General features: G+C 66.8%; 21 protein-coding genes and 1 tRNA gene. 8 read left to right on the top strand and 14 right to left on the bottom strand.

Annotated features, from left to right (window positions below):
• Positions 1 to 34: 34 nt before the first annotated feature.
• Positions 35 to 991, bottom strand: a complete 957-nt coding sequence (mnmL, locus tag F2Q65_RS09700) for a tRNA modification radical SAM protein MnmL/YtqA (RefSeq protein WP_150092842.1) — start codon at positions 989 to 991, stop codon at positions 35 to 37.
• A gap of 290 nt (positions 992 to 1,281) precedes the next feature.
• On the opposite strand from mnmL, the gene F2Q65_RS09695 reads away from it, so the two are divergent.
• The 4 genes from F2Q65_RS09695 (at position 1,282) to F2Q65_RS09680 (ending at position 5,003) form a co-directional block, all read left to right on the top strand.
• Complete coding sequence (locus tag F2Q65_RS09695) at positions 1,282 to 1,707, top strand: secondary thiamine-phosphate synthase enzyme YjbQ (RefSeq protein ID WP_150092913.1); 426 nt, start codon at positions 1,282 to 1,284, stop codon at positions 1,705 to 1,707.
• An 82-nt stretch (positions 1,708 to 1,789) separates the two neighbouring features.
• Positions 1,790 to 3,082 carry a RuBisCO large subunit C-terminal-like domain-containing protein gene (locus F2Q65_RS09690; RefSeq protein ID WP_150092840.1) on the top strand — a complete coding sequence of 431 codons (1,293 nt, stop codon included), beginning with the start codon at positions 1,790 to 1,792 and terminating at the stop codon, positions 3,080 to 3,082.
• Between the two features lie 171 nt (positions 3,083 to 3,253).
• Positions 3,254 to 4,024: a carbonic anhydrase gene (locus tag F2Q65_RS09685; RefSeq protein ID WP_150092838.1), complete on the top strand. Its 771-nt coding sequence runs from the start codon at positions 3,254 to 3,256 to the stop codon at positions 4,022 to 4,024.
• 10 nt (positions 4,025 to 4,034) lie between these two features.
• A complete protein-coding gene (locus F2Q65_RS09680; RefSeq protein WP_150092836.1) occupies positions 4,035 to 5,003 on the top strand; it encodes a metallophosphoesterase in 969 nt (322 codons plus the stop codon).
• On the opposite strand, the gene F2Q65_RS09675 is transcribed toward F2Q65_RS09680, so the two are convergent.
• Positions 4,995 to 5,498, bottom strand: coding sequence for a CDP-archaeol synthase (locus tag F2Q65_RS09675; RefSeq protein WP_150092834.1), 504 nt, complete (start codon positions 5,496 to 5,498; stop codon positions 4,995 to 4,997). The two genes, F2Q65_RS09680 and F2Q65_RS09675, sit on opposite strands and share 9 nt — an antisense overlap.
• 34 nt (positions 5,499 to 5,532) lie before the next feature.
• Between F2Q65_RS09675 and F2Q65_RS09670 the strand changes: the two genes are divergently transcribed.
• Positions 5,533 to 6,294 (top strand): phosphate-starvation-inducible PsiE family protein, encoded by a 762-nt coding sequence (locus tag F2Q65_RS09670; protein WP_170265624.1) that lies wholly within the window; start codon positions 5,533 to 5,535, stop codon positions 6,292 to 6,294.
• 44 nt (positions 6,295 to 6,338) lie between these two features.
• Here the strand turns inward: F2Q65_RS09670 and F2Q65_RS09665 are convergent, their stop codons facing one another.
• The 3 genes from F2Q65_RS09665 to F2Q65_RS09655 form a co-directional block, all read right to left on the bottom strand.
• Positions 6,339 to 8,417 (bottom strand): NAD(+) synthase, encoded by a 2,079-nt coding sequence (locus F2Q65_RS09665; RefSeq protein WP_150092830.1) that lies wholly within the window; start codon positions 8,415 to 8,417, stop codon positions 6,339 to 6,341.
• A 234-nt stretch (positions 8,418 to 8,651) separates the two neighbouring features.
• Complete coding sequence (locus tag F2Q65_RS09660) at positions 8,652 to 9,461, bottom strand: ABC transporter permease (RefSeq protein WP_150092828.1); 810 nt, start codon at positions 9,459 to 9,461, stop codon at positions 8,652 to 8,654.
• Positions 9,458 to 10,141: an ABC transporter ATP-binding protein gene (locus tag F2Q65_RS09655; RefSeq protein ID WP_150092826.1), complete on the bottom strand. Its 684-nt coding sequence runs from the start codon at positions 10,139 to 10,141 to the stop codon at positions 9,458 to 9,460. The genes F2Q65_RS09660 and F2Q65_RS09655 overlap by 4 nt, the downstream gene beginning before the upstream one ends.
• A 267-nt stretch (positions 10,142 to 10,408) precedes the next feature.
• Between F2Q65_RS09655 and F2Q65_RS09650 the strand changes: the two genes are divergently transcribed.
• On the top strand, positions 10,409 to 10,783 hold the full coding sequence (locus F2Q65_RS09650; protein WP_150092824.1) for a thiol-disulfide oxidoreductase DCC family protein: 375 nt from the start codon (positions 10,409 to 10,411) through the stop codon (positions 10,781 to 10,783).
• 158 nt (positions 10,784 to 10,941) lie between these two features.
• On the opposite strand, the gene trmB is transcribed toward F2Q65_RS09650, so the two are convergent.
• Positions 10,942 to 11,658: a tRNA (guanosine(46)-N7)-methyltransferase TrmB gene (gene trmB, locus F2Q65_RS09645; RefSeq protein ID WP_246156119.1), complete on the bottom strand. Its 717-nt coding sequence runs from the start codon at positions 11,656 to 11,658 to the stop codon at positions 10,942 to 10,944.
• Between the two features lie 56 nt (positions 11,659 to 11,714).
• Here trmB and F2Q65_RS09640 point away from each other — a divergent pair, with 56 nt between their 5' ends.
• Complete coding sequence (locus F2Q65_RS09640; protein WP_150092820.1) at positions 11,715 to 12,305, top strand: class I SAM-dependent methyltransferase; 591 nt, start codon at positions 11,715 to 11,717, stop codon at positions 12,303 to 12,305.
• Here the strand turns inward: F2Q65_RS09640 and F2Q65_RS09635 are convergent.
• From F2Q65_RS09635 to pcnB, 7 genes are all read right to left on the bottom strand, one after another.
• On the bottom strand, positions 12,302 to 13,090 hold the full coding sequence (locus F2Q65_RS09635) for a thiazole synthase (protein ID WP_211354012.1): 789 nt from the start codon (positions 13,088 to 13,090) through the stop codon (positions 12,302 to 12,304). The two genes, F2Q65_RS09640 and F2Q65_RS09635, sit on opposite strands and share 4 nt — an antisense overlap.
• A 79-nt stretch (positions 13,091 to 13,169) precedes the next feature.
• Positions 13,170 to 13,370 (bottom strand): sulfur carrier protein ThiS, encoded by a 201-nt coding sequence (gene thiS, locus F2Q65_RS09630; RefSeq protein WP_150092815.1) that lies wholly within the window; start codon positions 13,368 to 13,370, stop codon positions 13,170 to 13,172.
• A gap of 176 nt (positions 13,371 to 13,546) precedes the next feature.
• The gene (gene katG / locus F2Q65_RS09625; RefSeq protein ID WP_150092813.1) at positions 13,547 to 15,718 is read right to left on the bottom strand and encodes a catalase/peroxidase HPI; all 2,172 of its coding nucleotides are present in this window, start codon (positions 15,716 to 15,718) and stop codon (positions 13,547 to 13,549) included.
• A gap of 378 nt (positions 15,719 to 16,096) precedes the next feature.
• The gene (panD, locus tag F2Q65_RS09620; protein WP_150092811.1) at positions 16,097 to 16,477 is read right to left on the bottom strand and encodes an aspartate 1-decarboxylase; all 381 of its coding nucleotides are present in this window, start codon (positions 16,475 to 16,477) and stop codon (positions 16,097 to 16,099) included.
• Between the two features lie 205 nt (positions 16,478 to 16,682).
• On the bottom strand, positions 16,683 to 17,534 hold the full coding sequence (gene panC / locus F2Q65_RS09615; protein ID WP_150092809.1) for a pantoate--beta-alanine ligase: 852 nt from the start codon (positions 17,532 to 17,534) through the stop codon (positions 16,683 to 16,685).
• Between the two features lie 14 nt (positions 17,535 to 17,548).
• Positions 17,549 to 18,352 (bottom strand): 3-methyl-2-oxobutanoate hydroxymethyltransferase, encoded by an 804-nt coding sequence (gene panB, locus F2Q65_RS09610; RefSeq protein ID WP_150092807.1) that lies wholly within the window; start codon positions 18,350 to 18,352, stop codon positions 17,549 to 17,551.
• Between the two features lie 82 nt (positions 18,353 to 18,434).
• Positions 18,435 to 19,820 carry a polynucleotide adenylyltransferase PcnB gene (gene pcnB / locus F2Q65_RS09605; protein WP_246156117.1) on the bottom strand — a complete coding sequence of 462 codons (1,386 nt, stop codon included), beginning with the start codon at positions 19,818 to 19,820 and terminating at the stop codon, positions 18,435 to 18,437.
• A gap of 153 nt (positions 19,821 to 19,973) precedes the next feature.
• On the opposite strand from pcnB, the gene F2Q65_RS09600 reads away from it, so the two are divergent.
• Positions 19,974 to 20,048, top strand: a tRNA-Glu gene (locus tag F2Q65_RS09600).
• Between the two features lie 141 nt (positions 20,049 to 20,189).
• On the opposite strand, the gene dnaJ is transcribed toward F2Q65_RS09600, so the two are convergent.
• Positions 20,190 to 21,323: a molecular chaperone DnaJ gene (gene dnaJ, locus F2Q65_RS09595; RefSeq protein ID WP_150092803.1), complete on the bottom strand. Its 1,134-nt coding sequence runs from the start codon at positions 21,321 to 21,323 to the stop codon at positions 20,190 to 20,192.
• Positions 21,324 to 21,350: the final 27 nt, after the last annotated feature.

Raw genomic sequence — 21,350 nt, 5'->3', positions numbered from 1 at the left:
GACGCCAGGAGTGGATGAATCGGCCGGACGGCGCTCAGGCCGCCGTGCTGGCGGGAAGGCCGTGACCCCGCTGCGACCCGGACAGGGCCCCTTGGCGGGTGCCGCGACGCCTCAGCGTGTTCTCGATGCCGTTGAGCACGGCCCATTTCTTGCTGCACCAGTCCGGGGCCAGCAGGATGTCGCGGCTGGCGGTGCCGGTGACCCGGTGGTAGAGCACCTCCGGCGGCGTGCGTTCGATCAGGTCTGCAGCGATGCCGATGTAGTCGTCCATGGACAGGGGCCGGTAGTGGCCGAGCCGCCAGTCGCGCGCCAGCAGCGTGTGCCGCACCACATGCAACGGGTGCAGTTTCAAGCCGTCGGTACCGAGTTCAAGCACCCGCTCCAGGCTATGGATGGCCGCCTCGCGCCCTTCGCCGGGCAGGCCGACGATCAGGTGTGTGCACACCGGCAGCCCGTGCAGCCGGGCCGCACGCACCGCCCGGCGGTAGTCGGCGAAGCCGTGGCCGCGGTTGACCCGATCCAGCGTCCTGTCGGACGCCGACTGCAGGCCCAGTTCGAGCCAGATCTCGTTGCCCTCGGCCCGCAGCGTCGAAAGCAGATCAAGCACGGCATCCGGCACGCAGTCCGGCCGGGTGCCCACGGACAGACCGATGACATCCGGCTCCGCCAGCGCCTCGCGGTACAGGGCACCCAGGCGTTCGACGTCGTCGTAGGTGTTGGTATAGGCCTGAAAGTAGGCCAGATACCGCCGTGCCCCGGTACGCTTGCGCACCACCCGCCGACCGGCGGCGATCTGCTCCGCCACGGAGGGCTCCCGGCGTGCATTCGGACTGAAGGACACGTTGTTGCAAAAGCTGCAACCGCCGCGGCCCTTGCTGCCGTCGCGGTTCGGACAGGTGAAGCCGGCGTGGATGGCGAGCTTGTGCACCCGCGCGCCATGACGGCGCAGCAGATCGGTGCCGAAGGTGTTTACCAGGTCGGACAGGGCCATGGTAGAGACGGAATGGCTTAAACGACCAAACACCCTCCCATAATCGAAGCCAGGGGGCATTGATCGTCATCAAGCAATCACCGCATCGGCGTCCCCCGTTGGCCGACACCCAGCCCACTCAGGCTGTGGCCGAAATCCGGTGGTTCCTTGCTTTAACCAGCCGCGACAAGGGAGCCGAAGTCGCGCTGCCGACAGTCACGTAGTCGAAAGCCGACGGCGAAACGGGCAGAATAGTCAGCAGCCTTTCCGAACCCCTGATGCCCGACCACCGACACCCCCGCCCGGACCCTATGCACTGCATCCACGACCGCATCCAGCTCGAGACCACCGCCCCGATACAGATCCTGGACATCACCGACCAGGTCCGCGAGCGCTGCGCCGCCAGCGGCCTGCGCGACGGCATGGTCACGCTGATCTCGCGGCATACCACCGCACGGCTGAATCTCAACGAGCGCGAAAGCCAGCTCCAGCGCGACATGGTGACCTTTCTGAAGCGCCTGGTACCCCGCGACGGTGATTATCTGCACAACCTTGCACCGGTGGACGACCGCGACAATGCCCACTCCCACCTGCTCGGGCTGTTCATGAACGCCTCGGAGAGCATTCCGGTCAGTGACGGCCAGCTGATGCTGGGCGAGTGGCAATCCATCTTCTTCATCGAGCTGGACGGCCCCCGCCCCCAGCGCAGCGTGACGCTGCAATTTTTAGGAACTTGACAAGTTCATCAGCGGCCCCCCTGGACAGACCAGGGCACAGGACACGGCCCGCTGAGCACCCGCCAAGCAGGAGACCCCGTTCATGCAGCAGGCCGACATCGACGGCTTCTACGCCGATCCGTCGCAGATCGACCCCGAGGAGTACCTGCTCCTCGATCTCTACTTCGAATGCAGCGGCGACCCGCGCAGCGCCGCGGCCCACCTGTGCAGCGAGCAGTCCACGGCCCAGTGGAGCCGGGTCGGTGTCGCCGAGGACTACCGGCCGCGATTCGCCGCCAAGGTGATCGACCTGGTGGTCGAGGGCCGGCGCGCCACAACCAGCTACCCGCTGGATCCGCCGGTGGCTGGCCCAGTGAGCGCCTGCCGCGTGCGCATTGCGCATCCGCATGCCAATTTCGGCCCGCGGCTGGCCAACATGCTCAGCGCCGTGCTCGGCGAGGGCGCGTTCTTCGCCCCGGGCATCCCCATCGTGAAGCTGCTGGATATCCAGTTTCCGAGCGCATTCCTGGCCCAGTTCCAGGGACCGCAATTCGGCATCGACGGCCTGCGCCAGCTGTGGAACGTCCATGCGCGACCCTTCTTCTTCGGCGTCATCAAGCCCAACATCGGCCTGCCGCCCGGTCCCTTCGCCGAGCTGGCCGAACAGGCCTGGCTCGGCGGCCTGGACATCGCTAAGGACGACGAGATGCTGGCTGACCCGGACTGGTCGCCGCTGGCGGATCGCTCCGCCCTGCTCGGTGCGGCACGCCAGCGCGCGGAGCAGGCCACCGGGGAGACCAAGGTCTACCTGGCCAATATCACCGACGAGGTGGACCGGCTGGCGGAGCTGCACGATCTGGCCGTGGCCAACGGCGCCAATGCGGTCATGCTCAACGCATTGCCGGTGGGTCTGAGCGCCGTGCGCATGCTGCGCCGGCATGCTCGGGTACCGCTGGTGGCGCATTTCCCGTTCATCGCCGCCATGAGCCGGCTACCGAACTTCGGCGTGCATACGCGCGTGCTGACGAAACTGCAGCGCCTGGCCGGCTGCGACGTCATCATCATGCCGGGCTTCGGCAGCCGCATGATGACCTCGGAAGCCGAGGTGCTGGAGAACGTCGCCGCCTGCACTGCGCCCATGGGGCCGATCAGGCCCGCGCTGCCAGTGCCCGGCGGCAGCGATTCCGCCGCGACGCTGGAGGCGGTCCATCGGCACATCGGCCACGCAGACTTCGGCTTCGTGCCCGGCCGCGGGGTCTTCGGCCATCCCGGCGGACCGCGGGACGGCGCCGCCAGCCTTCGCCAGGCCTGGGACGCCATCGCCCGCGGCCTGTCGGTCGCCGAGCACGCGCGCAACCAACCGGCGCTGCGGGCCGCGCTGGAGCGGTTCGGCTGATCCGACCCGCTCAGCATCTGTCCGTAAACCGAGGGGCTTTAACAACATGTCCGTCTGATGCATTGCGGCCGCACGACGGGCTCGGCTATGTTACCGGCGTGCCGATGACCCGATCCGGGTGAAACCGGGCCGGACCCCGCAGGCGCGACACCACACGAGGACACACAACACATGACGCACGCAAACCTTGTACATCAGCTCGCCTGCCGTGCTGGCGCAGTTTCTCTGCTCGGCGCGGCCTTCGTCGCCACGGCAGCGGTCGCCGGCAGCGGCACCCACTGGGGATACCACGGGGCCGAGGGACCGGAACACTGGGGCGAACTCGACCCCGCCTTCGTGGCCTGCGGTACCGGCGTGAACCAGTCGCCGATCGACATTCGCGATACCGTCAATGCCGAGCTGGCGCCGATCGAGATCCACTACGCCGTCGGCGGCCACGACGAGATCAACAACGGCCACACCATCCAGATCGATTACGAGCCCGGCAGCGACATCGTGCTGGACGGCCACGCCTTCGAACTGAAGCAATTCCACTTCCACACCCCCAGCGAAAACCACATCGACGGGCACGAATTCCCGCTGGAGGCCCACCTGGTGCACGCCGATGCCGACGGCAACCTGGCGGTGATCGCGGTGATGTTCGAGGCAGGCAAGCACAACCAGGCCCTGGCACGGGCCTGGCAGGACATGCCGACCGAGCCGGGCACGCACCATGAGCTGCTGACCCGCGCCTCGGCCGCCGCCTTGCTGCCCGCAGACCACGCCTACTATCGCTTCAATGGCTCGCTGACCACCCCGCCCTGCTCCGAAGGCGTGGTCTGGCTGGTGATGAAGCAACCGGTGACGGCGTCGCCGGCGCAGATCCAGCAGTTCGCGGATGTCATGGGGCACCCGAACAACCGTCCCATCCAGGCCACCCACGCCCGCGTCGTGCTGCAGTAGCGGACGGGCCATGCCCACTGACGGGAGCAAGGATGGGAGCAAGCCCGACCTGAGCGCGCTCGAACAGCGCATCGGGCGCGCCCATCTGCGCCGCCGGCTGGGGCTGGAACAGGAGCACGAGGTTTTTACCTTCGGTCGCCCCGGCGCGCATTTTTTCTATCCGGAGAACTGGTACTCGGTGCATGGCGTCATCCGGCACAGCCTCCGGCTGGTGGGTCTGTACGGTCGGGCACAGCGCAACACGCGCAACATCCGCCTGCGACAGAACCGGCTCGAGCTGCGCGGGCTGCCCACGGCCCTGGCCGGTCTGCGCATCCTGCACCTGAGCGACCTGCATACGGATCTGGACCGACGCATCACGGCGGCCATCGCCGAGCGGGTGCAAGGGCTCGACTACGACCTCTGCGTGCTGACCGGCGACTACCGGGCCAGGACCTTCGGCCCCTTCGACGAGGCCCTGGCCGGCATGGCCAGCGTCCGTACCCAGCTCAAGGGGCCGGTCTACGCCGTGCTGGGCAATCATGACAGCATCCGCCTGGTGCCCGGGCTCGAGGCCATGGGCATCCAGGTGCTGCTGAACGAGGTGGCGGTCATCCACCGCGACGGCCAGTCACTGTATCTGGCGGGCATAGACGACGCCCACTACTACCAGGTGCACAACATCGACCGGGTCACGGCCCTGATCCCGGATGGCGCCGCCGCGCTGCTGCTTTCCCACACCCCGGAGATCTATCGCCATGCGGCCTACGCCGGCTTTGGGGCGATGCTCTGCGGTCACACCCACGGCGGCCAGATCTGCCTGCCCGGCGGCATCGCCATGACCTGGGACGCCCGCTGCCCGCGTCGGCTCGCGGCCGGGGCCTGGCGCCATGGCGACCTGGTGGGCTATACGTCGGTGGGGGCTGGCTCGTCGGTGGTGCCGGCGCGACTGAACTGCCCGCCGGAGGTCACCCTGCACACGCTCGATTCGTCAGCCTGAGCGACCCGCACCGCCAATGTGCCGCATGGTCCACAGGTGGCCGAGCAAAAACGCGACCACGATCACAGCCAGATCGAACCAGCCGAGCCCGAGCGCCGCCTTGGCCGCCAGCGCCGGCAACAGGGCCTCCGGCACCTGGTCCAGGCCCGGTGCGTCCGTGCTCGACGCCAAACCCAGCCGCCGTTTCACGAAGCTCGCGAGCAGGTCTCCCGCCATGGCCGCAGCGGCGACGGCCAACCCCAGCCACCAGTCGCAACCCAGCAGCATCGCCACCAGCGGGGTGACGAGCAGGGCCCCCGCAAGCCCTCGCCAGGTCTTGGTCCGCCCCAGCAGCGGCTGGCCATCGGACAGCAGACGCCCGCCGTCGATCGGCCACGCGCCCAATGCTGCAAACCGGCGTCGAATACATCCGCGCGCGAGCAGCCAAGGCATGCCATTGGCGGCGACGATCAAGGTCAGCAGCACGACGATTGCGGGATAATTCAGCGCAGGCATCCGTCCGATGTTACAACAAGGAAACCGCCCATCCATGCCCGATGTACGATTCAATGTCGAGTTTGCCGGCGACCTGATGCCGGGCGCCGATCAAGCGACCGCGCGGATCCGTCTACAGACGCTGTTCAAACTGAGCGACGACGCCGCGGAACGTCTCTTCAGCGGGCTACCGGTCACTTTAAAACGCAACGTAGACGGCGCCGTCGCGGCGCAGTTGCATGCCGCCTTTGCCGATGCCGGTGCGATGACCCGCATCGTGCCTGCGAGCACCGCGGCATTACAGCCGTCGGGGGCCGGCGCCGCGGCGGCTGTCCCGGAACTGGACCCTTTCGGCTGGGGCAAGCCGCCCGGTCAGGTCCACTCGCACACGGACAAGGCATTCCATCTGTTCGAGCGCAGTCTGGCCTTCGTGCTGCTGGTGCTGATCTCCGTGGTTGCCGTGATCGCCGTGGTCGAGCTCTGCTTCGTCCTGTACAAGGATCTGGTCTCCACGACCGGCTTCCTGCTCGGGCTCAACGAGCTGTTCGAGGTGTTCGGCATGTTCCTGATCGTGCTCATCGCGATCGAATTGATGGCCAGCATCTACATGTACATGATGGACAAGTCGGTGCATGTGGAGATGATGCTGCTGATCGCCATCACCGCGCTGACGCGCAAGGTCGTGGTGCTGGATCTGGAGAGCAAGGGCGACCCGGCGCTTTACATGCTGGGGATGGCCGCGCTGCTGGCCACGCTGATCGGCGGCTTCTATCTGGTCAAGCGACTGGACTACCGCCATCGGTCCGACCGGGATTGATCGCCATCCCCTTGGCAGACAAGCGACCGCCGAGACCACCGGCCTCATGCCACCGGGACGTTATCCCGCAGCTCGGTCAGCCAGACCTCGGCCTCGGCATCGCTCGGTGCGCGCCAGTCGCCGCGCGGAGACAGGGAACCACCGGAACCCACCTTGGGACCGTTGGGCATGCAGCTGCGCTTGAACTGACTGGTCTTGAAGAAGCGCCACAGAAACACCTCCAGCCAGTGACGGATGCTTGCCAGGTCGTACTGGTTGCGGCGCTCCGGCGGCAGGTTTTCCGGCCAGTCGCCCTGGCCCCGGTCGTGCCAGGCATGCCAGGCCAGAAAGGCGACCTTGCTCGGCCTCAGGCCATAGCGGGTGATGTAGAAGGTGTTGAAGTCCTGCAGCTCGTAGGGGCCGATCCTGGCCTCGGTGCTTTGCAGGCCGCCACTGTCGCCATCCGCCCCTGCGCCATCCGCGGGCACCAGTTCCGGCGAGATCTCCGTGTCCAGGATGGCCTGCAGCACGGCATTGGTGCCGGCATCGAACTGCCCGCTGGCGATGACCCAGCGGATCAGATACTGGATCAGGGTCTTCGGCACCGACGCGTTGACATTGTAGTGCGACATCTGGTCGCCAACGCCGTAGGTGGACCAGCCCAGCGCGATCTCGGACAGGTCGCCGGTGCCGAGCACCAGGGCGTTATGCAGATTCGCCAGCCGAAACAGGTGCGACGTGCGCTCGCCGGCCTGGACGTTCTCGAAGGTGACGTCGTAGACCGGCTGCCCCTCGGCATAGGGGTGCCCCAGATCCTGCAGCATCTGGCTGCAGGACGGGCGGATGTCGATCTCGCTGGCGCTGACACCCAGGACCCGCATCAGCGTCAGCGCATTGTCGCGGGTGCCAGCGCTCGTGGCGAAGCCGGGCAGGGTGTAGGCCAGGATGTTGGCCCGCGGCAGGCCGAGCTGGTCCATGGTGCGCGCCGCCACCAGCAGGGCCTGGGTGGAATCGAGCCCGCCGGATACACCGATGACAATACGTGCGATACCGCTGGCTTCCAGCCGCTTGGCCAGGCCATGCACCTGGATGTTGTAGGCCTCGTAGCATTGCGCGTCGCGGGCGGCGCTGCCGGAGGGCACATACGGAAAGCGTTCGACCACTCGCCGCAGGCCGGTCACCCCGCCCTGCCCGTCGGCGCCGGGCAATTCAGGCTCGAAGCCGACCCGCCGCAGGCTGCGCAGCCGCTCCCGGTAGCTCCGCACGCAATCGCCGAAGCTGGTGTTGCGCAGCCGCTCGGCCCCGAGCAGTTCCAGGTCGATGTCCGCGGTGATCATCTGGTCGGTGCGCACGAAACGCTCCGACTCGGCCAGCAGCCGGTCGTGCTCGAAGATCACCGCATGCCCGTCCCAGGCCAGATCCGTGGTGGACTCGCCGGGGCCCGCGGCGGAATACAGATAGGCAGCGATGCACTTGCCGGACTGGGCGGCGCAGAGATGATTGCGATAGCCGGCCTTGCCGATGGTGATGTTGCTGGCAGACAGGTTCAGCAGCACGGTGGCGCCGGCCAGGGCCGCATAGGTGCTGGGTGGAATGGGCGTCCAGAGGTCCTCGCACAGTTCCATGTGCACGATCAGGCCGTCCAGGTTCACCGCCTCCAGCAGCAGGTCGTTGCCGAAGGGCACGGTTGCGTCGAACAACCGGATCTCCCGCGACAAGGCCGCGTCGGCGCCGGCGAACTGGCGCTTCTCGTAGAACTCGCGATAGTTGGGCAGATAGGTCTTGGGCGCCACCGCCAGCACACGTCCGGCATGCACCGCCACCGCGCAGTTGAACAACCGCCCGTCCAGCCGCAGCGGCAGGCCGACCGCCAGCAGCGGGCGCAAGTTGCGGCTGGCATCGACCACGGCGCCCAGGGCCTCGAGGCTGGCGTCCAGCAGCGCCTGCTGGTGAAACAGGTCGTCGTTGCTGTAGGCGGACAGACCCAGCTCCGGAAACAGCGCCAGCAGGGCGCCGTCTGCATGGGCGCGCCGGGCCAGGGCGATGGTCGCCTCGGCATTGGCGGCGGGATCCGCCACCCGCACCCGGGGTACGGCGACCGCGGCGCGGATCAGGCCATGGCGATACGGGTTGTAGAAATCCATGGATGAGTCTGCCCTGGTTCAGGTTGCACCGGCCTGGCAAAGTATACGCATGCCCGGCACAACGATGGCATGGATCAGGTCCAGCAATTCCAAATTCAAACCGCAGAGGCGCGGAGAACGCAGAGGCCAACCAGCGTTTTCATAAGGCTTCTCTGCGTGCGCTTTGCGTTCTCTGCGACTCTGTGGTTAATCAATCCGCGGCAAAGCCGCGAACTTGAAATTGCTGGGATCAGGTCACGCTGCCCCACGCCCGGACGCCAGCCGGTCCAGCCGCAGCCGATGGCGGTCGTCGAACAGCCGCCGCGAGCCCGCCCAGATGGCGGCCACGCTGCCGAGGCCGGTGCCGGCGGCGATGAGGAACATGATCAACAACTGGTACTTGGCCGCCTCCATGGGCGGGCTGCCGGCCAGGATCTGGCCGGTCATCATGCCCGGCAGGCTGACGATGCCGGCGCTAGCCATGGCATTGACGATGGGGATCAGGCCGGAACGCAGCGCATCGCGGCGGATGTCGGCGATGGCCTCGCTCCAGCTGGCACCGAGCAGCAGCCGTGCCTCGATGCGGCCGCGACCCTCGGCGGCCTGGCGGGTCAGGCCGTCCAGGGCGATGGCGATGCCGCTCATGGTGTTGCCAAGCAGCATGCCCAGCAGCGGGATCAGGTACTGGGGCTGATACCAGGGCTCGACGCCGATGATCACCGTCAGCGCCAGCACCGTGATGCTGAAGGATGACAGGAACATCGAGGACGCGCCGATGCCGTAGCCCCAAGGCCCGCGAAAGCGACGCGTCTGCCGGGCCATGACCTCCCAGCCCGCCACCGACAGCATCACCAGCGCCAGCAGGGCGATCAGCCAGGGATCAGTGGTCTCGAACAGCACCTTCAGCACCAGCCCGAGCAGAATCAGCTGCACCGTGCTGCGGGCCGCGGCGACGAGGATGCGCCGCTCCACGCCCAAATGTAGCCGCCAGGACAGCCCTGCCAACAGCAGCACCAGCCCCGCCGCCAGGGTCAGGTCGAAGGGGCCGAGGGGGATCAGGCTCATGGGCCCTCCTCCGGCACCAGCCGGTGCTCCCGGATCACCCAGGCGACATCTCCCAGGCGGGCACGCTGCTCCGGATCGTGGCTGGCCCAGAGCACCGCGGCACCCCGGCGTCGCCGGTAGTCCTCCACCACCGCCTCGACGGCGCTGCGATTGGCAGGGTCCAGGTTGGCTGTGGCCTCGTCCAGCAACAGGGCCTGGGGGTGCAGCCACAACAGGCGCGCCAGGGCCAGCCGCTGGCGTTCGCCGGTGGAAAGGCGCAGCACGGTCCAGTCCAGCACATCCGCCTCGAAACCGAACCGGCGCAGCAGCGCATCCAGTTCCTGGTCCTGTTGCCGCGGCCGCTGCCGATGCCGCGCATCCTCGTCGACTGGGCCATGAGTGCGCTCTGCGCCGGCAGAGCGCCGGGCAAAGTGCGGCGCCACCGTCTCTGCCCACCAGCCGGATTCCGCCGGCAGCAGGCCCACGCGCCGGCGCCAGTCCGGCGCAGCAACGGACGAGCGCGCCTGGTCGCCGAGAAACACCTCGCCGTCGTTCGGATCCAGGTCCGCGATGGCGCGCAACAACAGGCTCTTGCCGGCGCCCGAGGGCCCGGACACGAATCCGAGCGCGCCCGCAGCTAAGGTCAGGCTCACGGGTTCGAGCAGGCGGGGTCGCAATTGTTGCAGTCGCAATGAGGGCATCGTTAAACCAGGTGAGAACGGCTGCGTGGCCAGGACACACAGCCGTGAATCGTCAACATCATTGACCCGACCCGATGCTTGCCTGGCGAACCGGACGTGACCGGTTCAGCCTGACACAGCTGCCGTCCGGACCGTTACAGATGCCGCATCCGGGGTGATTCATCGCGTCATCGCTCCGATGTTGCATCAATCAGAAGCCGATCCATCCGGGAACGGTGTCGGAAACAGATTGATGGCTGGCGTGATCCGGCATGGAGTGACAAGCGAATGGCTGAACTGACGGCATATTACGACGGCGGTTGCCCCTTGTGCAGCAAGGAGATCGCGCATTATCGGCGGCTGGACAAGACCGGGCGGATCCGCTGGGTGGATCTGATGGACGCCGGCGACGAACTCCAGCAGGCAGGGCTGGACTTCGAGACCGCGATGCGACGCATCCATGTGCGCGAGGCCGACGGCCGGCTGGTTTCGGGTGTCCCGGCGTTCGTGGCCATCTGGCGGCGGCTGCCGGCCTATCGCATCCTCGCAAAAGGCGTCGAGCGGCTTGGACTGACCCGGCCGCTGGAATGGGGTTATGTGCGCTTTGCCGAGCGGCGTTACCGAAAACGCTGCCGCGATGGTGCCTGCGAGATCGGTCGCTGAGGGATCGCAAGCGCGTGGAGCAAGGGCTTGCCATCGACGAAAGCGGCTCGCTGCATCTCGCTTGCGATGCGCGCGCGCTGGACAGCGCCATCGACAACATCGACGAGGACGTCGTCTTCGAGACCTGAATCGACGCCGTCACCCCGAAGGGATACGCATCAGCGGCGGATGTAAATCAGATCATGTACGCGGTGGCCGAGGCCCTCGCCGCGACGCTCGAACTTGGTCTGCGGACGCTCCGGCGGGCGGGGTGAAAATCGGCCACGGCCGGCGGCGTTACGGAACAGCGTGTCCGCCGCTTCCAGCGTGGCCAGCATGTGCTCGGCATAGGGCTCCCAGTCGGTGGCGGCGTGAAAGGTGCCGCCGGACGCCAGCGCCCGGGCCACCAGTCGGAGAAACGCCGGCTGCACGATGCGGCGCTTATGGTGGCGCTTCTTCGGCCAGGGGTCCGGAAAGAACAGCTGCACCGCCGCCAGACTGCCCGGGGCGAGACCGTCGCGCAGCAATTCCAGCGCATCGGCCCGCATGACCCGCAGATTGTCAAGTTCGCGACGTTCGATCTCCAGCAGCAGGTGGCCGACCCCGGGCCGATGCACCTCCAGCCCGAGAAAGTTGCGCCCGGGTTGCGACTGCGCCATCTTTGCCAGCGACTCGCCGTTACCGAAGCCGATTTCGAGCACACAGGGATTGCCGTTGCCGAAGAGCGCAGGCAGGTCCAGCGGCTGTTCCGGACGCCGGTCGACGCCAAAGCGGGGCCACAACTCACTGAAGGCACGCGCCTGGCCGGTGGTGAGCCGTCCCTCGCGGAGGACGAAGCTGCGTACCGGCCGGCGCGGCGGCGCGTCGATCTCGGATTCCTTGCATGCGGCAGACACGGTCATTCCTGTTGCATAATGCCTATCGGTTTTTGCGAGTCACCAGTCCGAGACCCATGCCCCGAATCGATGTCCATACCTTCTACGCCGACTGCCTGAAACAGCACGGTGCCACGGCCGAGGGCCTGCATTACCAGTCTGCCAGCACCCAGCAGGCACGCTTCAACGTGCTCAGCGAACTGCTGCCGGAGGCCGTCACCACCATGACGCTGGTGGACGTGGGGTGCGGCTTTGGCGACTTCCATCAGTTCCTGCAGCAGCACGGGCGCGCGCCCCGACGCTATGTCGGCATCGATCTGCACGAGCACATGGTCGAGGTGGCGCGTGAGCGGACAGGCGCGGAGATCCTGCTCGGTGACGTGCTGACGGACCCGCTGCCCGCGGCGGACCTCTATCTCTGCAGCGGCGCCATGAACACCCTGACCCGGGACGAGACCCGGCAGTTCATCCGCCGCTGCTATCAGGCCGCGCGCATCGGCTATATCTTCAACCTGCTGCACGGCAATGACCGGTCCGAGACCTTCAACTACCGCCAGCCGGCGGAGATCGAGGCCTGGGCCGAGGAACTCGGCGCCCGTTGCCGGATCATCGACGGCTACTTGCACCAGGACTTCACCGCCGCCCTGATGCGACCAGACGCGGTCTAGAAAAACAGCCCTTCGATGGGTGATGAGGCCGATGCGAAGCGTCTGGCCTGCATGCGCCCGGCCCGGTAGGCCTCGCGTCCGGCCTCGATGCCCTTGCGCATGGCGCTCGCCATCAGCACCGGATCCCGGGCGGCGGCGATGGCGGTATTCATCAGCACGCCGTCGCAGCCCAGCTCCATCGCCACGGCCGCATCCGATGCGGTGCCGACGCCGGCATCCACCAGAATGGGCACCGAGGCGTTTTCGACGATGGTGCGGATGTTCAACGGATTGCGGATGCCCAGCCCGGAGCCGATCGGCGCCGCCAGCGGCATGACCGCACAGCAACCGATCTCTTCCAGTTGCTTGGCAATGATCGGGTCGTCATTGGTATAGACCATGACGTCAAACCCGTCCGCCACCAGCACCTTGGCGGCCTCCAGCGTGGCCATCACGTCCGGGAACAGGGTCTTCTCGTCACCCAGCACCTCCAGTTTCACCAGGCTGTGGCCGTCCAGCAGCTCGCGGGCCAGGCGGCAGGTGCGCACGGCGCTGTCGACATCGTAGCAGCCCGCGGTGTTGGGCAGAATGGTGTACTTCTCCGGCGGTAGCACGTCGAGGATGTTCGGCTCGCCGGCATTCTGGCCGATGTTGGTGCGCCGCACGGCCACGGTGACGATCTCCGCGCCGCTGGCCTCGATAGCCCGGGCGGTCTCGTCCAGGTCCTTGTACTTGCCGGTACCGACCAGCAGGCGGGATCGATAGCTGCGGCCCGCCACGGTAAAGTTGTCGTTGGCCGCAGACATTGGCGTTTCTTCGGTCATTGGTTGGTGGGTCTGTCCCTGCTCATGAGAATTGGGGTATGGGTTTCAGGAGGTGTCGCCGTCAGCCGCCGCCGACGGCCTGGATGATCTCGACACGATCGCCGGCCGCCAGCCGATGGCTGTCGAACAGGCTGCGCGGGACGAGCTCTGCGTTGACCTCCACGGCCACGCGTTTGCCGCCCAGATCCAGCTGGTCGATGAGACGGGCCATGTGGAGTCCTTCCGGGACCTCGGTCGGGGTACCGTTGACGGTGATCTGCATGTCGGAATCGAATCGCTGTCGGATGGATTTGCCAAGGATCATTCTATACGTAACGCAGGCGGGTGTGTCGACGCCGCCCTGGCTGTCGGCACCCCGCCATTCAGCTGACCAGTCATCTACCGGGTTCCGCCTAAGAGACGCCACCGGCTTAGCCGGCGGCGTCTCGTCCAGGCGTATCAGGACGCCAGATCGAAGCGATCGGCGTTCATCACCTTGGTCCAGGCGGCGACGAAGTCATGGGCGAACTTCTCCTGGTTGTCGTCCTGGGCATAAACCTCGGCGTAGGCCCGCAGGATGGAGTTGGAGCCGAACACCAGGTCCACCCGGGTCGCGGTCCACTTCACCTCGCCGCTGTCGCGGACCCGCACCTCGTAGCGGTTTTCGCCCACCGGCGCCCAGCTGTAGGCCATGTCGGTCAGGTTGACGAAGAAGTCGTTCGTCAGCGCGCCGACCCGGTCGGTGAAGACACCGTGCGCGCTGCCGCCGTGGTTGGCGCCCAGCACCCGCAGGCCGCCGACCAGCGCGGTCATCTCCGGTGCGGTCAGGCCCAGCAACTGGGCGCGATCCAGCAGGAGTTCCTCCGGCTTGACCACATAGTCCTTCTTCTGCCAGTTGCGGAAGCCGTCATGCACCGGCTCCAGCGGCTCGAAGGACTCGGCATCGGTCATCTTGGCGGTGGCATCACCCCGGCCCGGCGCGAAGGGCACCTCGATATCCATGCCGGCAGCTCGGGCGGCCTGCTCGATGCCGACATTGCCAGCCAGCACGATCACATCGGCCAGACTGGCGCCGGCCCCAGTGGCGATGGGCTCGAGCACGCCCAGCACCCGCGCCAGACGATCAGGCTCGTTACCCTCCCAGTCCTTCTGCGGCGCCAGGCGGATGCGGGCGCCATTGGCGCCGCCCCGCATATCCGAGCCGCGGAAGGTGCGGGCGCTGTCCCAGGCGGTGGCGACCAGTTCGCCGATCGACAGACCGCTGTCGGCGATGCGCCGCTTGACCGCGCCGATGTCGTAGCCGGTATTGCCCGCCGGCACCGGATCCTGCCAGATCAGATCCTCAGCCGGCACGTCGGGGCCGATGTAGCGCGCCTTGGGGCCCATGTCGCGGTGGGTCAGCTTGAACCAGGCCCGCGCGAAGACCTCGGAGAAATAGTCCGGGTCCTTGTAGAAGCGCTCCGAGATCTTGCGATACTCGGGGTCCATCTTCATGGCCATGTCCGCATCGGTCATGATGGGGTTGTAGCGGATCGAGGGATCCTCCACGTCCACCGGCTTGTCCGCTTCCTTGATGTCGATCGGCTCCCACTGCCAGGCGCCGGCCGGGCTCTTCTTCAGCTCCCACTCGTAGTTGAGCAAGAGCGAGAAATAGCCGTTGTCCCACCGGGTCGGATGCGTGGTCCAGGCGCCCTCGATGCCGCTGGAGACGGTGTCGCGCCCGATGCCGCGCTTGGTCTTGTTCATCCAGCCAAAGCCCTGGTCTTCGATTGCCGCGCCTTCGGGGTCCGGGCCGAGCAGGGCGGCATCGCCGTTGCCGTGGCACTTGCCGACGGTGTGGCCTCCGGCGGTCAGGGCGACCGTCTCCTCATCGTTCATGGCCATGCGCGCGAAGGTCTCGCGGACGTCCTTGGCGGTTTTGAGCGGATCCGGATTGCCGTCCACCCCCTCGGGGTTGACGTAGATGAGGCCCATCATGACCGCGGCCAGGGGGTTCTCCAGGTCGCGCTCGCCGGAGTAGCGGCTGCCCTCGCTGCCGCTGGGCGCCAGCCACTCCTTCTCTGAACCCCAGTAGATGTCCTTCTCGGGATGCCAGATGTCCTCGCGGCCAAAGGCGAAGCCGAAGGTCTTGAGCCCCATGGATTCATAGGCGATGTTGCCGGCCAGGATGATGAGGTCGGCCCAGCTGATCCTGTTGCCGTATTTCTTCTTGATCGGCCAGAGCAGGCGACGCGCCTTGTCCAGGTTGACGTTGTCCGGCCAGCTGTTCAGCGGTGCAAAGCGCTGGTTGCCGGTGCCGGCGCCGCCACGACCATCGGCGATGCGGTAGGAGCCGGCGGCGTGCCAGGCCATGCGGATCATCAGGCCGCCGTAGTGGCCCCAGTCGGCAGGCCACCAAGGCTGGCTGTCGGTCATGAGCGCGTGCAGGTCCTTTTTCAGCGCCTCCACGTCCAGCTGCTTGACCGCCTCACGGTAGTTGAAATCACCCAGCGGATTTGTCTTGGTGTCGTGCTGGTGCAGAATGTCCAGGTTCAGCGCCTCTGGCCACCACTCCATGGCGGACTGTCCGGCCGAGGTCATGGCGCCGTGCATCACGGGGCATTTTCCGGTGGTCGTGGCTTGCGTAGTCATCTCGTTCTCCAGGGTATGGTCGATACACCCGAACCGCGCCTTCGTCCGGCAGCGCGCGCGACGGGTGCGCCTGTGGTGCTCTGCTCAGCGGTGTGCAGCCAAACTGCTTCGGGATGCCGCACATCCCGTTGCATACTGCAGTTCGAAGTCGAGGTTAGGTGGAAACAATGCAACAGGCCAATCGTTTCACCGAATCTCGCACATCGGCACCGCCGATGAGGGAGAAAACCAGCTGGAGGAGCTAGGCGAGCCATAATGGGCAAGCGATGCCAGGCGAGTCACTCCGGAGACTCGCCTGGTCAGGTGATGAAGGAGAACGCGACCCGGGAGCCCGAGAGAACCGAGGGACCCGAGTCGGACGGTCTTTCAGGCGCCTCGTCAGGCAGCCTGTGCAGGAATCTGTCTGCTGGTGCCGGTGACCTGATTGAACTCGTTGCAGTAGACCAGGGTCGGCTCGAAGGCCGCGGCCTCCTGCTCGCTCATGGCGACGTAGCAGCAGATGATGACCCGGTCCTGCGGCGACGCCTTGTGCGCCGCAGCCCCGTTCACAGAGATGACGCGCGATCCCGCTTCCGCACGGATGGCGTAGGTAGTGAAACGCTCGCCATTGGTCACGTTGTAGATGTGCAGCTGTTCGTATTCACGGATCCCCGCAAGCCGCATCAGGTCCTCGTCGATGGCGCAGGACCCCTCGTACTCCAGTTCCGCGTGGGTCACGCAGGCGCGGTGCAGTTTGCATTTGAGCAAGGTCAGTTGCATATTTAATCACCTCTCGCTGGCCGAGACGCCCAATGCCGGGGCTCCGCACGCGAACAATCATTCACCGACCGCGTGTTGGTCGGCCCGGATGCGCAACAATGGGCGCCGTGAGCTTCGGTCGCCGGATTTTGCTGCACTGCAATATTTCGCGTATTGTCGCAATCCAGGTGCCGTGCTTGCAAGCGCAAGCTGCGCGATGCCTGCGCTAACCCGGCAGATCCAGTGTCAGGTTGTCGATCAGTCGCGCCTTACCCAGCCAGGCCGCGCCGAGGACGACCAGCGCGCGGTCCTGCGGGGCCGGATGCGCCAGATCGGCCCGCCGCCGTACGCTGATATAATCCGGCCGGAAGCTCGCCGCCGACAGGCTGCGGGCGGCGTCCCACTCGGCGTCGGACGACGACTCGCCCGCCCGCAGCCGCTGCGCCACCTGTTGCAGGGTCGCCTGCAGCAGCGGTGCCGTGGCCCGTTCCTGCGGACTCAGGTAAGCGTTGCGTGAACTCAGCGCCAGGCCGTCGGCCTCACGCACGATGGGGTGTCCGACGATCTCCACCGGCAGGTTCAGATCCTCGGTCATGCGCCGGATCACCAGCAGCTGTTGGAAGTCCTTCTCGCCGAAGACCGCCAGGTCCGGTTGCACCATGTTGAACAGCTTGGCCACCACGGTGGCCACACCGCCGAAATGACCCGGTCGGCTGGCACCGCACAGCAGCGACGACAGAGCAGGGACCTCGACAACGGTGTGCCCATCGCGCCCACGGGGGTAGACCTCCGCCTCCGACGGCGCAAACAGGCAGTGGTTACCCGCCTCGTTCAGCAACCGGGCATCTTCATCCAGGGTTCGGGGATAGGCGGTAAAATCCTCGCCGGCGCCGAACTGCATCGGATTGACGAACACCGTGGTCACCACGCGGTCCGCGCGCGACAGGGCCGCCTCCACCAGCGCCAGATGCCCGGCGTGCAGGTTGCCCATGGTCGGCACCAGGCCGACGCGCAATCCCGCCCGGCGCCACTGCGCCACCTGCGCCCGCAAAGGGGCGATCTGATGCAAGGTCTGCATGTTCCGAGCCTCCGTCAGGCCAGGGTCTGCTCCGGTCCGGGAAAGGCCCTGGAGCGCACCTCGGCGACATATGCGGCCACCGCCTGCGACACACTGTCGGCGTCGGCCATGAAGTTACGGCTGAACCGCGGCGAGCGGCCCGGCGTCAGCCCAAGCATGTCGTGCAGCACCAGGACCTGTCCGTCGGTGCCGCTGCCGGCGCCGATGCCGATCACCGGAATCTCGAGCTCGGCGGACAGTGCCGCCGCCAGTTCCGCCGGCACGCATTCCAGCACCAGCAGAGAGGCGCCGGCCTCCTGCAACGCCAGGGCATCGGCCCGGATACGCGCGGCACCGGCATCGTCCCGGCCCTGGTAGCGATAGCCGCCAATCTGGTGCACCGACTGGGGCAGCAACCCCAGATGTCCGCAGACCGGGACGCCGAATCGGGTCAGCAGGCCGACCGTCTGCAGCACGGCGGCACCGCCCTCCAGCTTGACCATCCCGGCACCGCCTTCAGCCATCAGCCGCTCGGCGGCCTGCAGGGCGCGCTCGGCGGTGGCGTAGGACAGGAACGGCATGTCCGCCAGCACCAGGGCCCGCTTGCCGACCCGGCTGACGCAGGCCGTGTGGTAGACCATGTGCTCGAGGCTGACCGCCACCGTCGATGGCTGTCCCTGCAGCACCATGCCCAGGGAGTCGCCCACAAGCAGCACATCGACACCGGCCTGCTCCAGCAGGTGACAGAAGGCCGCGTCGTAACAGGTCAGGGAAACGATAGGCTCACGGCGGCGCTTCATCGCGCGCAGGGTGGCGGAGGTGATTCGATCGACGGTCATCAGGTCTCTGGCTCCAGTTGCTGGGATGTCCAGCATAGTGCCCTTGTCGCCCGGACGCCAGACGCGCCGAACCGACCTGCGTTCACCCGGCGCCGGAAGATGCAGGCGCGGAACCGCCGTCGTCCGCCGCCGGCTGCGGCTTGCGCCGCCGACGCGGGCGCTTGCGCTTGGCCGCACCGCCGGTCATGCGCACACGCTCGGCGGTGTCGACTTCCTGAAAACGGGTCCACCAGGCCGCCAGTTCCGGATCCACCTCGCCGGCCTCGGCCCGCAACAGCAGGAAGTCGTAGGCGGCGCGAAAGCGCGGGTGCCCCAGCAGGGCCAGCGGCCGCTTGCCCTGCCGGCGCTCCAGCCGGGGCTGCAGGCCCCAGATCTCGCGCATGGGCAGGCCGAAGCGCTTCGGCACGGACACCCGGCGCTGCTGCCGCGTCGCCACCTCATGGGAGGCCAGCGCCATGGCATCGGCCCAGGCCGAACCCTCCTCCAGCAAGGCCTGGTAGCGCAACCGCACCGGCTCCCACAGCAGCACCGCGAACAGGAACGCCGGCGCCACCGGTTTCTGCTCCGCCAGTCGGGCATCGGTGTTGCCCAGGCCGCGGGCGACAAAGGTGATGGGGAAGGCGTGATCTTCCTGTGCCAGACAGGCCTCGGTCTCCGGGAACAGTTCAGCGAACAGGCCGTAATGGCGCAGCTTCTCGAACGCCGGCAACGCGAAGCCGGCATGGAACAGCTTGAGTGTCTCGTCGAACAGCCGCGCCGGCGCAATGTCACGCAGCAACGGCGCCAGTCGCACCAGCGGTTCCTCGCAGCGCGGATCGATGTTGAATCCCAGCTTGCAGGCGAAACGCACCGCCCGCAGCATGCGCACGGGGTCCTCGCGGTAGCGCGCCTCGGGGTCGTCACCGATGAGCCGCAGCCGACCCGCGCGGATGTCGTCGAGCCCGCCGGCATAATCCACCAGAGAGAAATCGTCGATGTTGTAGTACAGCGCATTGACGGTGAAATCGCGCCGCATCGCATCCTCGGCGATGGTCCCGTAGACGTTGTCGCGCAGGATCATGCCGTTCTCGACCAGACGGTCGCTACCAGCGCCCCTGGCCCCCGCCGGCATGTCGGCCTCCCCTGTATCCGCCTGCCGATCACCCTGACCGGTGCCGCGGAAGGTGGCCACCTCGATGATCTCCGGGCCAAAGTGGACATGGGCCAGGCGAAAGCGCCGGCCGATGAGCCGACAGTTGCGAAATACCGTGCGCACCTGCTCCGGCGTGGCGTCGGTGGCCACGTCGAAGTCCTTCGGCTCGTGGCCCAGCAGCAGATCGCGCACACCGCCGCCCACCAGATAGGCCTGATGGCCCGCCTGATGCAGGCGATACAGCACCTTGAGAGCGTTCTGGCTGATGTTCGCCCGCGAGACACAATGTTCCGGACGCGGGACGATCAGCGGTTGGGTTGTGAATTCTTGATCCAAGCGGCGGAGACTTCCTGATGTCGACCCGGGACCGGCGCCATGCCGCGTCACCCCGGGCGATCGATCTGATGAACCATGTCCGCAGCCACTGCACATGGTGCTTGAGCGGCGGGAGAATCTGCGTATAATACGCGATTCTTGCAGCCGCTTCTCGCTCCCTTCGTCTAGCGGTTAGGACGCTGGCCTCTCACGTCGGTAACAGGGGTTCGAATCCCCTAGGGAGCGCCATTTCTCTCCCCCTGTTTCGTCTGCCTGCCTTCAGTGCACATCAGAATGCACTCGATGAGCATTGCCCCCTAGTAGTCCGATCTGGTTTGCGCGATTGGGGTTGCGCGATTGACGCGCAACCGGCGATGCGCTTCCCTTCGGTTACAGCCCCATCTTTTCGAAGAAGTTCTTCACGCCGTCGAGCCAGGAACTCGAGTGCGGACTGTGGTGCTTGCCCCCGGCGCTGAGGCTGGCATCGAATTCCCGCAGAATCTCCTTCTGGCGCTCGTTCAGATTCACCGGCGTCTCCACCAGCACCCGGCAGATCAGATCACCCAGCGGTCCGCCGCGCACCGGCTTCACACCCTTGCCGCGCATGCGAAACATCTTGCCCGTCTGGGTGCCGGTGGGCACCTTGAGCACCACCTTGCCGGTCAGCGTCGGCACTTCCATCTCGCCGCCCAGGGCCGCAGTGACGAAGCTGATCGGCACCTCGCAGAACAGGTTGTTGTCCTCGCGGGTGAAGATCGGATGCGGCTGCACATTGACCTGCACGTACAGATCGCCGGACGGACCGCCGCGCTCTCCGGCCTCGCCCTCCCCTGAGAGCCGGATCCGGTCGCCGGTGTCGACGCCGGGCGGCACCTTGACCGACAGCGTCTTTTCCTCCCGCAAGCGGCCGACACCCCGGCAGTGACTGCAGGCCTCCTCGATGATCTTGCCCGCGCCGCGGCACTGGGGACAGGTCTGCTGGATGGAGAAGAAGCCCTGCTGCATGCGCACCTGACCGGCGCCGTGGCAGGTGGGGCACTCCTTGGGTTTGGTGCCGGGCTTGGCGCCGGTGCCGCCGCAGTGGTGGCATTCCACCGTGGTCGGGATGCGGATCTTGACATCCTTGCCGGCAACCGCCTCCTCCAGGGTCAGGGACAGGTCGTAGCGCAGATCGGCACCCCGATGGGTGCGCCGACCACCGCCCCGACCGCCGAAGATGTCGCCAAAGACATCACCGAAGATATCGGAAAAGCCCCCGGCACCGAAGTCCCCCGGGCCGCCGCCGAAACCGCCCTGGCTGCTGACGCCAGCATGGCCGAACTGGTCATAGGCGGACCGCTTGCGCGAGTCCGACAGCACATCATGGGCCTCCTTGGCCTCCTTGAACTTGGCCAGCGCCTCGGCGTCGTCGGGATTGCGGTCGGGATGATATTTCATCGCCAACCGACGAAACGCCTTCTTGATGTCGTGCTCGCTGGCGTTGCGGCCGACGCCGAGCACCTCGTAGTAATCGCGTTGGGACATGGATCCTTCAGCCTCCGGCAGGCGGTC

Origin of the sequence: Thiohalocapsa marina (assembly GCF_008632335.1) — a bacterium.
Classification (GTDB): Bacteria; Pseudomonadota; Gammaproteobacteria; order Chromatiales; family Chromatiaceae; genus Thiohalocapsa; species Thiohalocapsa marina.
This window is presented reverse-complemented; position numbering and strand designations above follow the sequence as displayed.

What these genes read in the sequence shown, in the direction of transcription:
- mnmL (WP_150092842.1), bottom strand. Translation starts at nt 991, where the DNA reads ATGGCCCTGTCCGACCTGGTAAACACCTTCGGCACCGATCTGCTGCGC.
- F2Q65_RS09695 (WP_150092913.1), top strand. Translation starts at nt 1,282, where the DNA reads ATGCACTGCATCCACGACCGCATCCAGCTCGAGACCACCGCCCCGATA.
- F2Q65_RS09690 (WP_150092840.1), top strand. Translation starts at nt 1,790, where the DNA reads ATGCAGCAGGCCGACATCGACGGCTTCTACGCCGATCCGTCGCAGATC.
- F2Q65_RS09685 (WP_150092838.1), top strand. Translation starts at nt 3,254, where the DNA reads ATGACGCACGCAAACCTTGTACATCAGCTCGCCTGCCGTGCTGGCGCA.
- F2Q65_RS09680 (WP_150092836.1), top strand. Translation starts at nt 4,035, where the DNA reads ATGCCCACTGACGGGAGCAAGGATGGGAGCAAGCCCGACCTGAGCGCG.
- F2Q65_RS09675 (WP_150092834.1), bottom strand. Translation starts at nt 5,498, where the DNA reads ATGCCTGCGCTGAATTATCCCGCAATCGTCGTGCTGCTGACCTTGATC.
- F2Q65_RS09670 (WP_170265624.1), top strand. Translation starts at nt 5,533, where the DNA reads ATGCCCGATGTACGATTCAATGTCGAGTTTGCCGGCGACCTGATGCCG.
- F2Q65_RS09665 (WP_150092830.1), bottom strand. Translation starts at nt 8,417, where the DNA reads ATGGATTTCTACAACCCGTATCGCCATGGCCTGATCCGCGCCGCGGTC.
- F2Q65_RS09660 (WP_150092828.1), bottom strand. Translation starts at nt 9,461, where the DNA reads ATGAGCCTGATCCCCCTCGGCCCCTTCGACCTGACCCTGGCGGCGGGG.
- F2Q65_RS09655 (WP_150092826.1), bottom strand. Translation starts at nt 10,141, where the DNA reads ATGCCCTCATTGCGACTGCAACAATTGCGACCCCGCCTGCTCGAACCC.
- F2Q65_RS09650 (WP_150092824.1), top strand. Translation starts at nt 10,409, where the DNA reads ATGGCTGAACTGACGGCATATTACGACGGCGGTTGCCCCTTGTGCAGC.
- F2Q65_RS09640 (WP_150092820.1), top strand. Translation starts at nt 11,715, where the DNA reads ATGCCCCGAATCGATGTCCATACCTTCTACGCCGACTGCCTGAAACAG.
- F2Q65_RS09635 (WP_211354012.1), bottom strand. Translation starts at nt 13,090, where the DNA reads ATGTCTGCGGCCAACGACAACTTTACCGTGGCGGGCCGCAGCTATCGA.
- thiS (WP_150092815.1), bottom strand. Translation starts at nt 13,370, where the DNA reads ATGCAGATCACCGTCAACGGTACCCCGACCGAGGTCCCGGAAGGACTC.
- katG (WP_150092813.1), bottom strand. Translation starts at nt 15,718, where the DNA reads ATGACTACGCAAGCCACGACCACCGGAAAATGCCCCGTGATGCACGGC.
- panD (WP_150092811.1), bottom strand. Translation starts at nt 16,477, where the DNA reads ATGCAACTGACCTTGCTCAAATGCAAACTGCACCGCGCCTGCGTGACC.
- panC (WP_150092809.1), bottom strand. Translation starts at nt 17,534, where the DNA reads ATGCAGACCTTGCATCAGATCGCCCCTTTGCGGGCGCAGGTGGCGCAG.
- panB (WP_150092807.1), bottom strand. Translation starts at nt 18,352, where the DNA reads ATGACCGTCGATCGAATCACCTCCGCCACCCTGCGCGCGATGAAGCGC.
- dnaJ (WP_150092803.1), bottom strand. Translation starts at nt 21,323, where the DNA reads ATGTCCCAACGCGATTACTACGAGGTGCTCGGCGTCGGCCGCAACGCC.